General features: G+C 72.1%; 19 protein-coding genes. All 19 read right to left on the reverse strand.

Annotated features, from left to right (window positions below; all coding sequences use genetic code 11):
* Positions 1–11 precede the first annotated feature (11 nt).
* The 19 genes from LG943_RS12610 to LG943_RS12700 all read right to left on the reverse strand — a co-directional run bounded on the left by LG943_RS12610 (position 12) and on the right by LG943_RS12700 (position 13,755).
* The gene (locus tag LG943_RS12610) at positions 12–359 is read right to left on the reverse strand and encodes a hypothetical protein (RefSeq protein ID WP_270072441.1); all 348 of its coding nucleotides are present in this window, start codon (positions 357–359) and stop codon (positions 12–14) included.
* Entirely contained in the window at positions 356–1,258 is a 903-nt protein-coding gene (locus LG943_RS12615; protein WP_270072442.1) for an N-6 DNA methylase, read from the reverse strand. Before LG943_RS12615 ends, LG943_RS12610 begins: the two co-directional genes overlap by 4 nt.
* Before the next feature lie 309 nt (positions 1,259–1,567).
* Entirely contained in the window at positions 1,568–2,038 is a 471-nt protein-coding gene (locus LG943_RS12620; protein ID WP_270072443.1) for a hypothetical protein, read from the reverse strand.
* Positions 2,023–2,442: a hypothetical protein gene (locus LG943_RS12625; protein ID WP_270072444.1), complete on the reverse strand. Its 420-nt coding sequence runs from the start codon at positions 2,440–2,442 to the stop codon at positions 2,023–2,025. Before LG943_RS12625 ends, LG943_RS12620 begins: the two co-directional genes overlap by 16 nt.
* Before the next feature lie 77 nt (positions 2,443–2,519).
* A complete protein-coding gene (locus LG943_RS12630; protein ID WP_270072445.1) occupies positions 2,520–2,861 on the reverse strand; it encodes a hypothetical protein in 342 nt (113 codons plus the stop codon).
* 72 nt (positions 2,862–2,933) lie between these two features.
* Positions 2,934–3,266 carry a hypothetical protein gene (locus LG943_RS12635; RefSeq protein WP_270072446.1) on the reverse strand — a complete coding sequence of 111 codons (333 nt, stop codon included), beginning with the start codon at positions 3,264–3,266 and terminating at the stop codon, positions 2,934–2,936.
* 109 nt (positions 3,267–3,375) lie between these two features.
* A complete protein-coding gene (locus LG943_RS12640) occupies positions 3,376–3,888 on the reverse strand; it encodes a hypothetical protein (protein ID WP_270072447.1) in 513 nt (170 codons plus the stop codon).
* Positions 3,889–4,028: 140 nt separating this feature from the next.
* Positions 4,029–4,412: a hypothetical protein gene (locus LG943_RS12645; protein WP_270072448.1), complete on the reverse strand. Its 384-nt coding sequence runs from the start codon at positions 4,410–4,412 to the stop codon at positions 4,029–4,031.
* Between the two features lie 28 nt (positions 4,413–4,440).
* On the reverse strand, positions 4,441–4,752 hold the full coding sequence (locus LG943_RS12650; protein WP_270072449.1) for a hypothetical protein: 312 nt from the start codon (positions 4,750–4,752) through the stop codon (positions 4,441–4,443).
* A gap of 646 nt (positions 4,753–5,398) precedes the next feature.
* Complete coding sequence (locus LG943_RS12655; RefSeq protein ID WP_270072450.1) at positions 5,399–7,783, reverse strand: OmpA family protein; 2,385 nt, start codon at positions 7,781–7,783, stop codon at positions 5,399–5,401.
* A 2-nt stretch (positions 7,784–7,785) separates the two neighbouring features.
* Positions 7,786–8,178: a pilus assembly protein TadG-related protein gene (locus LG943_RS12660; RefSeq protein ID WP_270072517.1), complete on the reverse strand. Its 393-nt coding sequence runs from the start codon at positions 8,176–8,178 to the stop codon at positions 7,786–7,788.
* Positions 8,178–8,588: a TadE/TadG family type IV pilus assembly protein gene (locus tag LG943_RS12665; RefSeq protein ID WP_270072451.1), complete on the reverse strand. Its 411-nt coding sequence runs from the start codon at positions 8,586–8,588 to the stop codon at positions 8,178–8,180. Before LG943_RS12665 ends, LG943_RS12660 begins: the two co-directional genes overlap by 1 nt.
* Positions 8,585–8,983, reverse strand: a complete 399-nt coding sequence (locus tag LG943_RS12670; RefSeq protein ID WP_270072452.1) for a TadE/TadG family type IV pilus assembly protein — start codon at positions 8,981–8,983, stop codon at positions 8,585–8,587. The genes LG943_RS12665 and LG943_RS12670 overlap by 4 nt, the downstream gene beginning before the upstream one ends.
* A 5-nt stretch (positions 8,984–8,988) precedes the next feature.
* Positions 8,989–9,189 carry a hypothetical protein gene (locus LG943_RS12675; protein WP_270072453.1) on the reverse strand — a complete coding sequence of 67 codons (201 nt, stop codon included), beginning with the start codon at positions 9,187–9,189 and terminating at the stop codon, positions 8,989–8,991.
* 4 nt (positions 9,190–9,193) lie between these two features.
* Entirely contained in the window at positions 9,194–10,087 is an 894-nt protein-coding gene (locus tag LG943_RS12680) for a type II secretion system F family protein (protein WP_270072454.1), read from the reverse strand.
* A complete protein-coding gene (locus tag LG943_RS12685) occupies positions 10,084–10,944 on the reverse strand; it encodes a type II secretion system F family protein (RefSeq protein WP_270072455.1) in 861 nt (286 codons plus the stop codon). Before LG943_RS12685 ends, LG943_RS12680 begins: the two co-directional genes overlap by 4 nt.
* On the reverse strand, positions 10,941–12,287 hold the full coding sequence (locus LG943_RS12690) for a CpaF family protein (RefSeq protein ID WP_408648588.1): 1,347 nt from the start codon (positions 12,285–12,287) through the stop codon (positions 10,941–10,943). Before LG943_RS12690 ends, LG943_RS12685 begins: the two co-directional genes overlap by 4 nt.
* Positions 12,284–13,054: a P-loop NTPase family protein gene (locus LG943_RS12695; protein ID WP_270072456.1), complete on the reverse strand. Its 771-nt coding sequence runs from the start codon at positions 13,052–13,054 to the stop codon at positions 12,284–12,286. The genes LG943_RS12690 and LG943_RS12695 overlap by 4 nt, the downstream gene beginning before the upstream one ends.
* Positions 13,054–13,755 (reverse strand): SAF domain-containing protein, encoded by a 702-nt coding sequence (locus LG943_RS12700; RefSeq protein WP_270072457.1) that lies wholly within the window; start codon positions 13,753–13,755, stop codon positions 13,054–13,056. The genes LG943_RS12695 and LG943_RS12700 overlap by 1 nt, the downstream gene beginning before the upstream one ends.
* Between the last annotated feature and the right edge of the window lie 2 nt (positions 13,756–13,757).

Below are 13,757 nucleotides of genomic sequence, written 5' to 3' on the forward strand. Positions count from 1 at the left end.
GCCGACGGTGGTCAGGCGTTGGCCGGGTGGGCGCGGACCTCGGTCACGGTGAAGAACCAGGCGGTAAACGCGGCCCAGCCGCCAGTGCCGTGGTGGCGCGCCTGGTCGATGACCCGGCTCAGTTCGGCGCGGGCCGCATCGGCGCGGGCGGCGGCGCATTCCACCGTGATCACCAGTCCGCGTGCGTGGGGGGCTATCTCCCATCGGGTGATGCGGACGGGATCGGTGAGCGGGATGGCTACCGCGGTGGCGTGCAACGCGAGGGCCATCAGATGCGCCACATAGGGGCTGGTCGTGTCCGTGAGGCGGTCATGGGTGCGAGGAGTCCGGGCGTCGACGGTGACGCTGTAGCGGTTCACGTCGGCTCCTCCCGGTCCCGGTTCCGCGCTTCCGGTGCGGCGGCGTCGGTGAGGCGCCGAAGTTGCGCGAGCGCGTTCCGCAGTTCCGCCAGTCGACGCACGTCAGCGGCCACGCCGAGGGTTTCGGTTCGCTGGGCGCAGGCTCCTTGCATCCAGTCGTCGGTGAGGGTGTCGCCGACGCCGATGAGCACACGCGGGCCCAGTTCCCACAGTTCGGCGTTGACGGCCAGACATGCCACCGCCACGGGGTCCACGTCGTTGGCGATCCAGGTGGCTGAGGCGGGATCGCGACCGTGGTCGCGCATGACCTGAGCGGCGGCGCGCAGCATCCCGCCGGTGCCCGCGGCCGGTTCGGCCACGCGCTCGCCTTCGGTCAAGCCGAGCAGGGCGGCCATGGCATAGGCCACCGGCGCCGGCGTGTAGTAGAGACCTCGGGCCTGCTTGGCGGTGCCGTGAGTGAGCACGGTCAGCACCACGCCGAGCAGGTCGACCTCCCATCGCGTCTTTCGATCCCCCGTCAGATCGAGTTGCCCACGATTCAGAGCGGCGCGAGCGGTGGCGTGGGCGCCGGTCAGCGCGGAGTCGGTGACCGGGTGATCCCCCAGCCAGCACCGCACGAGCGGCCACACGGGATTGGCCAGGTCGGGGCGGGCGCAGAGGAATTCCGCCCACAGGTGCCGCATGAATGCGGCCAAGCCGTTCTCCGACAGGTGAGTGATGTGGTGGGCGACGTGCTCGCGCCGCCCAGGGGGCGGGCCCAGCAGCGCGAGACCGGCGACCACCGACAAAGGGACCTCAATGCGGCCATGGCCGTGGACGCCGTGCCAGGCGGTGTCAACCGCGTTTGCCACAGCGTGGGCGTGCGCCTCGAGGCTCGAACGCCTTCGGCTTTCAGGCATGGTTGTGCCTCCATCCGGGTGTGAGGGACTGGGACGGCGGTCGTGGGGGGGGGGGGGGGGGCGCCCCCCCCCCCCCCCCCGGCGGGGGGGGGGGGGGGGGGGGGGGGGCCGGGGCGGCCCCCCCCGCCCCCCACCGCCGGTGCGGATCAGGGTGTGAGGATCGGCATCAGCAGCAGGCGGTAGGCCGTGGACTTGTCGGGGACACGGCCGCCGCCGGTCACTACGACAGTGTTGGCCGGCAAGTTCGGGTGCCCGGGGATGCGCCTGGGCGTGCTTTCTTGGCGCCAGCCGGGCGACAGCGCGCCCGAGTCAGTCACCGACGGGGCCGGAGCCGAGTAGGTAGGTCCCCGGGTGGACTTCGGTCAGTGCCACATGCGGGTACGGGTCGCCGGGCTGGGGGACGTGGAGGATGAGCCGCCCGGCCGCCGGGCCGTGTGCGTCGTCGGGCACACGCCGCACGGTGAAGGCGAAGGCGCCCCGGGGGTCACCCACCGACAGGGTGACGGTGACCGCGTCGTCGTCCTCGTCGGTGAGGATGGCGGCGGAGTTGCACCAGGCGAGCGGGGTCGGCTCCGGGTCGTGGTCGGCGTCATCGTTGCCGGGGCACCGGCTGTCGCCGTTGCTGTCGACCCATCCGGCGGTCTCGCGGGTGAGTCCCTCACCGCAGGAACGGCAGGTGTGGGACGGCCATGCCTGCTCGGGATTGAGGTCGACGTGGCAGGACTCGACACTTTCACCTGCGTCAACGAGTTCGCCGTTGACGGTCAAGATCGCAAACATAAGAGGCTCCGTTCAGTACGAGAGGGACCGGGTTGGAGCGGCGGGGCGGGCGCGGGCCCCCCCCCCCCCCCCGGGGGCGAGTTTTGGCTCAATAGCACCCGGGGTTTGCCAGGGGGACGGCGCCAGCCCTGGGAGACTGCCGGGGTGTCGCCCATGGCGGCCTCCAGACGGGCGGCGATCATGTCGACCGCCTCGATACCGGAGGCCGCGACGCAGGACAGGGTGATCATGGCCCCGCCCGCGTAGGGCTGCACGGTGAAGCCGAGGACCGGCAGCGGCCCATCCAGGGCGTCTTTCAGCGGGGCCAGCGCGCCACCGAGCCTTTGGACCATCCAGCGCTCCGCAAGGCACGGCGTCAGGTCATCGGGGGCGCAGGCGAAGATTTCAATGGTCAGCACAGCCATGCAGAACTCCCGTTCAGAGGGTGAGGGACCGGGGAGCGGGTGGGCTGGACGCTGTCCCGTTCCAGCCCACCCGGGGGTCACGTGCTGGCGTCGTCCTCGGCGGTCACGCCGACCAGGCGCACATGCCAGGCAGTGGTTGCGCTATGGCGGCGGCTCAGCAGTCCGACTGCGGTCACGATCGCGTCGGCGGCCAGGCACGGCCGGAACGCCTGGCAGGTGATTTCCAGGCGGACACCGTGGGGACCGGTGTGGACGGCGGCTCCCAGCAGCCGCACGGGGTTTCCCATTGGGAACTCCACAACGTGGATCTGAGCAAGGTGGTCCCCGAGCATGGCGGCGGCCGTCAGCGCCTCGGATTCCGCGAGAGGCGCGCGTTCGGAAGGGGGCGTCGCCAGCACGGCGACGATGTAGCGAGGCATCGGTCTACCTCCGAAGGGCGGATGTGGCGGCGGAGCCCAGCCGCTGTCGTGCTCCGGCTCCGCCGCTCTTGGTCAGGAACCGGAATTGGGTCCGGAGGCGCGGGGGCGGCGTTCGACCACCTTCCAGACGTAGGGTTTCCACCCGGTGAGCACGTCGGGTCCCAGCAGGTCCAGTGCCGCTCGCAGCACGCCCAGCGCCATGTGCTCGTCATCGGCTTCGCAGTCGTAGATGAGATAGACCCCGTACCTGCTTGGCCCCATGCCGACCGGTCGGGGGCGAATAGACCGGTCCGGTGAGACAGCGATGGTGCGGTGGACGTGGAAGAGGTCGGTGATGACCCGCATCGCGGCGTTGACCTCGCTGAGCGGGACAGGGGTGTATCCGCCCTTATGTGGCGTGACCACCGCAGACACCCGGTACAGCATTGTTCTTCTCCATCATCGGTGTGAGGGACCGGGAATGAAGGGGGCGGCGGGTCTGGTCGCTGTCCCGGCCAGACCGCGCCCTGGCGCCCTAAGCGGGGGTGAAGGCCACCCATCCGCGGTCGTCGCCCATCCAGATCTCGGCGCGGACCGCGCCGGCGGGGGCGGTTAGGCGCGGCGCCGCCTTCCAGGCCGCGTTGTAGTCGACGCGGCCTGAGCGCAGAGCGAACGTGCCCGAGGTCGGGATGTCCGCCGTGTCGAAGTAGCGGACGACGTGGCGTTTCCGGCGCTCCGCCGACGCGATCTGGCGGGCATACTCGTGTTCGTCGACAAGGTTGTCGAGTACGTGTTCTTCCGTGAGCGGGGCGCCGTGGCGGTCGCGGCACTGAGTGGCGAAGGCGCTGAAGGCGCCGTGCGCCTCGTGCGCGGCCCGGAGGTAAGTGGGACCGCCCTGGCCTTCGTTGACGATGGTCCCGACGACGGCGGCGCCCTCACACAGGAGCGCGGTGAAGGCGACGCCGCAGTCGAGGTCGACTTCGTTCAGGTTGGTGGCGCGCATGCGGTTGTGCGGCGCCTGCATACCGGTGTGCGGAAGCGTGATCATGGATGCTCCTTTTCTTCAGCCCCTTCAGCAGAGGAATTTGCACCTGAGACGCACAGGGAATGCGAATATTTTCAGGACGGATACCCCTTCAGAAAGGAAGGAGTTGCGTGGGGACGCGCCGCAGGCGCCCCCACGCCCACTTATTGTCCGATTCGGAAATCGGCGAGGTCACGCCGTTCCGTTCCATATTCGTCATAGGTGTACATGGCCAGATCCGCTGCGTATTGCTCGCACCACTCGCGCTGTTCAGGCGTGTATCCGGCGAAGTATTCGGGGTCGGTGTCGCCCGGTTCCAGCGTGAGGAAGATCAGCGCGTGCAGCGCTATTTCGTCCGCGGACCTGCCGGGCGGGCTTCCCAGGTCGGCGCCCTGGAAAATGAGTTGATCGCCCCGAAGGAGTTCGTAGGACCAGCGCTGGCGTCCGCCGTCCCACGGGCGGCGCTCCTCGTGCACCGGGGATATCTTCAGCGTGTGGACGTCATCGGGGCGCCGCACGGGGCGGTCACCGAGAACGTAAACAGGCATGACTCACCTCACGAACAGTCAGGCAGGATTACTCGAAACGCACTCCGCCGCGCGGACCGAAGACGACGCGTCGGTCTATGACCGACAGGTCGATAAGCGAGAGGTCCGCATCGGTCGGCCACCGGTACAGGTCGATATAGCTTTCGTGGTCGACACCGGGCGTAAGGACACACTCGGGGTCGCGAAACACGAAGTTGAACCGCTGGCGCCAACTGCCGCCGTTGTACCGCTCACGCAGAGCGTCGGCCGCATCGGAGAGAGAGCGGAAGCGCTCGAGATCAGTGGAAGCCGGGGGAGAATAACCGGACCCACCGTTCCACAGGCCGTACCAGGTTCCCATATCAGGTTCCCGATCTTGGTTGTGCTTTGCTTGGTCTATTTGAATAATACCCAAACCCGGCCGCTAATTAACCGCCATTCGATGATTTCATGGCGGCTTTTTGACAGCAGCCCAGCTCCCCCGAACAGGAACGCGCACCCATCAGGAGACACCGAGAACCCGCCCCAATCTGAGAACCAACTGAACAAGAAGAACGAGAATCAAAAAATGTCGACTAGAGCAGTCAAGGCAAATGCAGTCAGGAGAATTCGAACGCGCACGACGACCAACGCCGCACCAGAGACTCCTTCGCCCTACCCGCAGAGTTTGCATGGGTGCCGCGCACCTGTCGGGAGGCGCATGGGATCACCCTGCAGTTCGCTGACCTGGCGTTTTCGAGCCTCGAGGTGGAGCGCTCATAGCGACGCAGGGACGGGAACACGGATCGGAACCCCGTTGGCGCCACCCAGCAGGACACTCGAAGTGACGCATACGAATAAAGGGAGGAGGATTGGCGACAGGTGCGGAAAAACCAAAGCAGGGGAGAAGGCGCCCGTGCACCCTGAAGGCCATAGCCGAGTTCACAAGCAGATCCGCATTAGAGGTATCCGCCGTTCACCTTGGCCGAACCCTTTCGTATTCTATACACCCTGGAATCACGCATCCGTCAATTCTGCGGCGCGGAACTGAGCAAGGCTCGGATCTCCGGGTCCGGAGAAGCACCAATGTCAGCGAGGGCGCTCTCGTAGGCGCGGTAAGCGGTCGTGGCGGCGTCGCGGTCGCCGTTGTCGAGATGGCGGCGGATGAGCGCGCAATGGGCCTCGTCGTTGGTGGGGTCGACGGCGATGGCGCGGTCGAGCAGGGCGCTGGCGGTGTCGAAGGCAGCGTGCTCGGCCGCGCTCAGCGCTGCGCGGCGGACTCGGTCGCGGATGCGTACGCGGTGGTGTTCAGCCCAGAGGTAGTCCTCTTCGGCCGCGAAGTCGGCGAATCCGGTGAGAGTACGCAGGAGGCGCTGCTGGGTGGCCGAGTCCCCGGGCTCGGCTTCAGCGGCGCCCAGGGTGTCCTCCAGCGTCCACAGGTCCACGCTGAGGGCGTGGGGATTGAGGCGGTAGCGACCGTTGTGGTGGAGGACGGCGGTGCTGCCGTCGTCGGCGGTGTGGGGGCGCAGGGCGGTGCGCAGGGCGCTGGTGGCGTCGTGGAAGCGGCGGGTGGCGCGCTGCGGGCTCTCCTGGGGCCACAGGTCCTCGATGGCGCGGTCCAGGGTGACGCCGTCGCGGTGGAGGGTGAGGTAGGCGGCGACCTCGGCTGCTGAGCGACGACGCAGCACTGCGGGCTCGCCGTCGGCGGTGAGGAGCACGTGTCCGAGGACGTGCAGCCGCACCTGCGGTTTACCGCTGCGGTCGGGGCCCGGCGTTGCCCCTCCGGCCGCGCCGGTTCGCGGCGGCAGCGCGCTGATTAGGCGGTGCAGCACCTCGGGTGTGGTGGGGGCCCAGCGGGCTCCTGCCAGGTGCGCCAGGTACGGGGCCGCGGCGGTGACGGTGTGGTCGGGGCCGAGGGTGCAGGTGCCGGCGGGCCAGTGGCCGAGGGCCACCGCACTCGCGGCGCCGTCTGGATTGGTGCGCAGGAGCGCGTGCACCTCGTCGGCGGTGGAGCCGTCCAGCTCGGCGAGGAGAACGGTGGTGGGCGCGGGTTCGGCCGCGGGGCTACCGTCGTGACTCTCCTCGGCGCCGGCGAGGATGCGGGTGTGCAGCTCGGTGACGGCGTCGGGGAGGGTGGGGGCGATCGTGAGGGCGGGGGCGTGGCGCTGGGCGAGCAGTTCGACGGTGTCGGTGCCCAGCAGTCGGTCGGCGTCGGCGGCGGGGATTACCACGCGCAACGCCGGCTGGGCGGAAGCACGCAGCGCGGCGGCGATCAGGCTCCGGGCAGCTCCCGGGGCCCCGGGACCGACGAGGCCGATGCCGTCGCGCAGGCGTGCCACGTTGTGGACGTCGACGGGTGGCGGTTGGGTTCCGGTGCCACCGGCGGCGGCGGGGTCGGGCGGATCGTGCGCTGCCCCGTCCGCGTTGGGGCGGCGGCTTCGGCGGCCCAGGGCGAAGCCGCCGCCGACGCCTCCTGCGGCTGCGGCGGTGAGCAGGACGCCGGTGGGCAGTTCCAGCACGATGACCGCCTGGGATGGTGCTGTGGTGTCGGGGGAGGACTCGTCCTCGGGAGGCTCCGCAGGCGTGTCGATGGATGGTGAGGGTGCGGCCGGGGGCCGCGGCGTGAGGGTGTAGGAGATGTCGACGCGCCGCTGGGCGTCGTCCGATTGCCCGGGGAGAAGTTCGGTGGCCCCGGCTCCCTGCGGCTCGATCGGGGGTGCCCCCTCCCCCAGGTGCGTACGCAGGTGGTTCGCCACGGCTTCGGCGCGGCGCAGGGACAGGTCCTCGTTGTAGTCGGGGGCTCCGGCGGCGTCGGTGTGGCCGGTGACGACGACCGGGTGGTCGGGGTCGCCGTGGGCGCGCAGCATCGCCCCGACCCTGTCGAGGTCGGCCTTCATCTCGGGTGTCAGCTCGGCAGAGTCGAAGCCGAAGCCGTCGATCACGCGTTCCCGCGCGACGGGGCCGCCGCCGGTGGTGGGATCGGCGGGCGGGCGCGGTTCTGCGGTCGGCGCGACCGGGAGCGGTGAGGGCGGTGTCTGCGGCGAAACGGGTTCGGCCGCGGGCGGGGAGGGAGCGGTGGCGGCGTGGACGGCCGGATGGGTGAGGGTGGCGCCGAGGGCGGTGGCGGCCACGATCTGGAGGGGACCGAGCAGCCGGCGGCGCGGCGGTCGGCCGTGCAGGAGCGCGGCGGCCTCGGCGGCCAGCGCGGCCACGTAGAGTCCCCAGACCGCCCACAGCGCGCAGATGAGGAGCGCGGTGCCGATGCCGGGCGGTAGCGTACCGCCGCGCAGGTGGGCGGCCAGGCTGGTGGCGGAGAGGTCGAGGGCGGGCCAGTGCAGTCGGGCGGTGGCCAGGTAGGGCAGCCCCAGCAGCAGGGCGGCGGTGGCCAGGAGGGCGCCGGTGCGGCGGACCATGCTCAACCTCCGGTGTGTGGGCTGGCTGTGGCGCTGGCCGAGAGCGAGCGGGTGCCCAGGGGCAGCAGGGCGAAGGTGTGGTCGATGCGGGCGGTGACGGTGACCTGGTCTCCCTCGATGCGAGCGGTCCCCCCGGCCCCCGCCTCGCGCAGGAAGGCGGTGGCAGCCTGCCGGGCTGCGGGGGCGTCGAGGGCGGTTTCCTCACCGGCGCGGTAGGCGGCCAGGTCCAGGTGCTGGGCGCCGGCGCGGGCGGCTTCCTGGGCGAGCGTCAGGGCTCGGCTGCGGGCGGCCATCGCCCGCCCGCCTTCCCACACCAGCGCGAACAGCAGCACCAGGACGGCGGCGAGGGTGACGGTGAACGCGGTGGCCTGGCCTCGGTCGGCGCGGCCGCCCATCACGGTGTGCCCCGGTAGAGGTCGACCACGGCGCTGGAGTCGGCCCACACGGTGTGGGTGCCGGGCACGCCCAGCCCGCTGAGGTCGCCCAGGTCGACACGGCAGGTCAGGCGTACCCGGACCGTCGCGCCAGGTTCCAGGCCGCCGGTGTCCAGGCGGAGGCTGTGGGCGGCGCAGCTCAGATCGTGCGTGCGCAGGTTGTTCGCCGCGGCGCGTTGAGCGGCGGCCTCGGCCGCGGCGGGCGTGCGCTCGAGCGTGGCGGCGCGGGCGGCGGCGTGCGCGGTCGCGGTGACGGTGAGGTCGGCGGACGCCAGGCGTCCGGCCAGCACGATGAGCAGCACGAGGGCGATGAGCAGCGGGGTCAGCAGCGCCGCCTCCACCGCTGCCGCACCTTTGTCCCCGCCGGTCACGTCCCCTCCTCCGCAGGGGTGGTGCGTTCCACGGGGGCGGACCGCTGCTGGTGGACCGGCCAGGACAGGCCGGGAACAAGCGAGGGCACCTGGGCGCTGAGCGTCACGCGGGCGGTCTCGGGAGTGCGCTCCACGGTGATGGACAGGTCGGTCAGCACCTGGCCGGCGAACTGGTCGGCAGCCTGCTCGGCCGCGGCTTGACCGTCGGCTCCGGTGGCCTGGGCGGTGCGCGCGGCGGCCAGCGCGTGGTGGGTGATGGCCTGGGCGGTGTGGTGGGCATGGCCCCACAGCGCCGCCTGGACGACCAGCATCACCAGCAGGAGCAGCAGCGGCGCGGCCACGGCGAGTTCAGTGCTGCCCCGGTCGTCTCGGCGCGTTGGGTGTGGGCGGCGCACGGCTGCTACTCCAGGGTGATGGTCTGGGCGCGTTCCATCACGGCGTCGCTGATGAGGGCGACCGCGCCCAGAGCGAGTGCGGCCAGCAGCGCGATGACCACGACGGCTTCGGTGGAGTAGCCGGCCTCGCCGCGGCTGCGCGGTGGGCGCAGGCGAGCGGTGAGGGCGGCGGTGAGGCGGGCGAGCATGGCGTATCCCCTCTGCAAGGTCTTAGAGGGTGGTCAGGATCAGGTCGAGTGCCGGGTAGCCGATGAGGACGAGGAAGCCGGCGAACAGCAGCACGACGGGCAGGCTCATGCGTTCAGTGGCCGACTGTGCTTGGGCGTCGAGGGCGGCGAGGTGCTGGGTGCGCAGGGAGGTGGCTTTGGCCGCCAAGGAGGCGCGAACGCGGGCTCCGTCGGTTCCGGCCAACTGGAGGCTGGCCGCCAGTTCGGCCAACTCGCCCAGGTGGTACCGCTCCCCCAGCGCGCGCAGGGCCTCCCACGGCGGTTGGCGGCGCACGGCCGCTCCGCGCAGGGCGGTGCGGATGGTGGCCATCGCGGGGCCGGTGTGGGGTCGGGTGGCGTCGGTCAGGGCGCCGGTGACGCCGGCTCCCCCGGCCAGAGCGACCACGACCAGGTCGGCGAAAGCGGCCACGGTGTGGCGCATCTGCTCGCGGCGCCGCTCGGCTTCGTCGCGCAGCGCCAGGTCGGGGGCGAGCCATGCCACCGCGGCGAACAGCGCCCAGGCGGGCAGGCCCGCCAGGGAGAAGATGTCGACTCCGGCCGCCAGCAGCGCCGCGCCCAGCACCGGCGGAACACCCAATCCCAGCAGACCAGCCGTGGTCTTTTCTGCGAGGTAGGCGACAGTGTCCCGCTCGCATATCGCCAGGCTCCGGCGAGTACGCGCGGTGGGTAGCCCGAGAGCGGCCAAAGCAGGGGCACCGTGGGCGCCCAGGCGCGCCGCCCACCCGGCCCGCCGAGCGCGCGACGGCACGGGAGCGGGAGGGAGGGGATCGGCGAGCAGGTCGACCAGCCGCGGGCGCGACCAGCGCAGCGCCAGCAGCACCCACAGCCCGGCGGCGGCCACGGCGCCGCCCGCGGTACCCAGCAGCCACGGGCTCATGGCACCCTCACCGCCTCCCGGTCCGAAGCAGGCGGGATAAGGACGCGGGGGCCCACATCGGTCCGGGCGAGCCGCCCCAGCCACACCACTGCCGCGGCCCACAGGGTTCCGATGAAGGCCAGCACGAGTTGGCCGACGGCACTGCCGTAGGGCTCCAGGTAGACCGGGTTGAACAGCAGCAGCCCGACCGCAAGCGCCAGCGTGACGGTGGTGATGATGCGGGCGGCGGTGCGCACCCGCGCCCGTGCCGCGGCGACGCGCACCAGCATCGCCGCCTGCTCGCGTGCGGCCTGGGCCAGGCTGCTCAGCAGGGTGCCGAGGTCGGCGGCGTGGCGGCCGGCCGCGCTGGCCAGAGCAGCGGCGACCAGGTCGGAAGTGGGGGTGGCCACCGCGTGGGCGAAGTCGGCCAGCGCCGCCTCGGGGGCCCGGCCGCCGCGCAACTGGGCGGCCAGCCGCGCCACCTCGTCGCGGATCGGCTCGGGGGCGATGGGCTCGGTCGCGGCGATGGCGTGCTGCAACCCGGAGGCCGCGGCCATCAGGTCGCGGACCTGCTCGGTCCAGGAGGCCACCGCTTCAATCCGCGCCACCCGGGCGGCATGCGCCCGGTCGGGGCCCAGCAGTCCTGGCAGCCACCACACACCCGCCCCGGCCAGCACGGCGGCCACCGGCCACCCGGTGAGCGCCCCGGCGGCCACACCGCCTCCGACGGCACCGGCGAGCCGCCACAGTTTCGGCCGGTCAGCGTGCAGCCGTGCTCGGGCCCCGGGGCGGGCAATCAGCACCCGAAGGATCAGCCAGGCCCCGGCGCCCAGCGCCAGTCCGCCCAGGACGCCGGTGAGAAGAACGGTGGCGGTCATGGGGCCCACCCTCCTGCCTCGGCGCCGACCAGGCGGGTGATGTCGCAGCCGTGCGCGGCGAGCAGTTCGATCGTGTCGGGGCTGGGAGGAGCCGCCGGCAGGATCTGCCCGTCGAAGGAGCGCCGATAGATCTCGTTGGTGACCACGTGCTGGCCTTCGGCGCCCACGACCTCACGAACGCTGGTCACCACCCGGCGTCCCTGCGGGGTTGCCGAAATGTGCACCACCAGGTGCACTGCGGTGGCGATCAGCAGCGCGGTGGCCTCCAGCGGCAGCCGCTCGGCCGCCTGCGCCGCGTAGGCTCCCAGCTTCGCGGCGGCACCGGCCGACGAGGCGGCGTGCAGGGTGGTGAGGCTGCCGTCGTTGCCCTGGCTCATGGCGTTGAGCAGGGGTACCGTCTCGGCTCCGCGGGTCTCCCCCACGATCACCCGGTCCGGGCTCATGCGCAGCGCCGTGCGCACCAGCTCGGCCACCGTGATCTCGCCCGCGCCCTCCACGTTGGGCGGGCGGGCGTGCAGGGCGACCGCGTCGGGGTGGGCGGCGGTGTCGCGGTGCAGGCCGAGTTCGGCGACGTCCTCGATGGTGACGATGCGCTCCGATGATGGGATCTCGGCGGCCAGCGCACGCAGCAGCGTGGTCTTGCCGGCACCGGTGCCGCCGGTGATGACGATGTTGCGGCGGGCCCGGACGGCGGCGCGCAGCAGCCGCACCAGGTCGGTGTCCACCGTTCCCGCCTCGCGCAACTGGGCCAGGGCGATGGTGCGGTAGCGGTGGCGGCGGATGGAGACGACCGGGGTGTGGGCGACCTCCATGACGGCGTTGAGGCGGGACCCGTCGGGCAGGGGCATGTCCAGGATCGGGGCGGCCGGGTCGAAGCGGCGTTCCCCGGAGGGGGATTCGGCGGCGATGCGGCGCACCAGCGCCACCAACTCTTCCTCGCTGGCGACGATGGGCGCCCGGCGCTCACGGGTGCCGTCGGAGTGGCGCACCCAGACCTGGGTTCCGGTCAGGTTGATGTTCTCGATGTCGGGGTCTTCCAGCAGTTCTTGCAGCGGGCCCAGGCCGCAGACCTGCGCCAGCGCGCGCTGGGCCACCACACGCTCGGTCGATGCGTTCAGCACCGGACGGCCCTGATTCAAGGCGCGCTGGGCGGCTTCGTCCAGTACCTGGCGGATGGCGCGCTCGGCCCGGCGGCGGTAGTCCTCGCCGCCCAGCGGCCCCTCGTCGTCAGCCGCGGCCGCGCTGAGGCGGCGCATCGCCTCCCCGGCGGTGAACCGCGCCCACTGGGCCAGCAGGTCGTCGCGATCGAGAGTGGGGACGGGAGCGGTGTGCTCGGTGGTCATGCCGCCCCCGCTCGAAGCGGTGCCGAGGGCGGGGCGGGCACATGGTCGGGGTGGAGCGCGTCTGCCAGTGCCGCGGCGAGCGAGCGCGCGGCGCGCAGCAACGGGCGGCGGCCGGCGTGCGCGGCCGGTACTCCGCTGCGAACGAAGGCGGCCGCCTTGGGGTCGGTGGGAAGGTGCTCGAGGACGGAGAGGCCGAGGGCTTGGCCGATCTGGCCGCCGTCGGGGCGGTGCCCGGTGACGACCAGGCCTAGGCGCCGCACTCCCCCGCGCAGGGCCGGCAGCGCCTCCTTGGCGCGCTTGAGCTGCGCCAAGTCGTCAGCCACCACCAGCAGTGCCGCGTCGGATGCCGCCGCCAGGCGCGCGGCTGGCGAACGCGGCGCCAGGCGCCCCGCGTCCACCATCCACACCGCTTCGGTTGATGCCAGTGCCTGGGGATGCCGGGCGAGTATGGCCACAGCGCCGACGGCGCGGTCGGCGGTGGCCGGCGCCGGGCACACGAGTTGGCCGCCGGGCAGCGTCTGCGTGCAGTCCCGCAGCAGTCGGCCGCTCTGGTCCGGGCCGGGGAGGTCATCGGCGCGGATGGCGGCCGCCAACTCGACCACCCCGGGTGATGTGGGCATGTGCCGCCAGGCGGCCACAGCGCCGCCGGAGGCGTCGGCTTCCACCATCACCGTGGGCATCTCCTGAGGCCAGGAGGCGGCCAGCGCCAGAGCCAGGGTGGTGACCCCCGGCGCGCCGCCCAGCGAGAACAGCGTGATCACCGGCATCAGCCCGCTCCCCCGTCGACCTCGACCACGGTCAGCGCGTCAGCCGAGGCCGCCCGCGCCACCGCCTCGGCGTCATCCGCCGCCAGCACCAGCTCCACCCTCATCGCGCCGTCCTCAGTGGCCTCCACTGACTGGACCCGCGCGGGGACCGCCTCCTGCTCCTGCGGAACACCGGGTTCGCCCGGAGTCGGCGCCTCCTCCACGGACGGCGGCTCTCCCTGGGTGGTGGCGGTGATGACCACGGCCACGTCGGCCCCCTGCGCCAGTGACGCCGGGGCCTGGTTGTCGGCCAGCCGCGCGCCGACCACCGCTTCGTCGGGCTCGGGGTAGTCGTCGGTGCTCCCCAGCGCGTGCGGAGCGATCAGCGTGTCAGCGTGGAGCGGGCTCAGGAGCCGCTGCCCCACCAGGTCGTCCACCTGCCCGGCGGGGACGGCCGCCAGGTTCTCGGCCCCGGCGATCTCAACGACGTGGAGGTCCTCGGCCGTCAGCACGTGCCCGGCCGGCAGGTCGCGGGCGGCGGCCACCATGCCGCTGCGCTGGTCGACCTGCCCGAGCGCGGCGGCCACCGCCACCGCTCCCACCACCATCAACGCCGCGCCCAGGGCCAGCCAGCGCCAGCGGCGCGGCCCCGCGCTCAGCAGCCGCTCGGGTGTCGCTGGTGTACTACTGCGCTTGCTTGTCCGTTCGGCTACTCCTGCCATCA

The organism is Streptomonospora mangrovi (assembly GCF_027604915.1).
GTDB classification, from domain to species: domain Bacteria; phylum Actinomycetota; class Actinomycetes; order Streptosporangiales; family Streptosporangiaceae; genus Streptomonospora; species Streptomonospora mangrovi.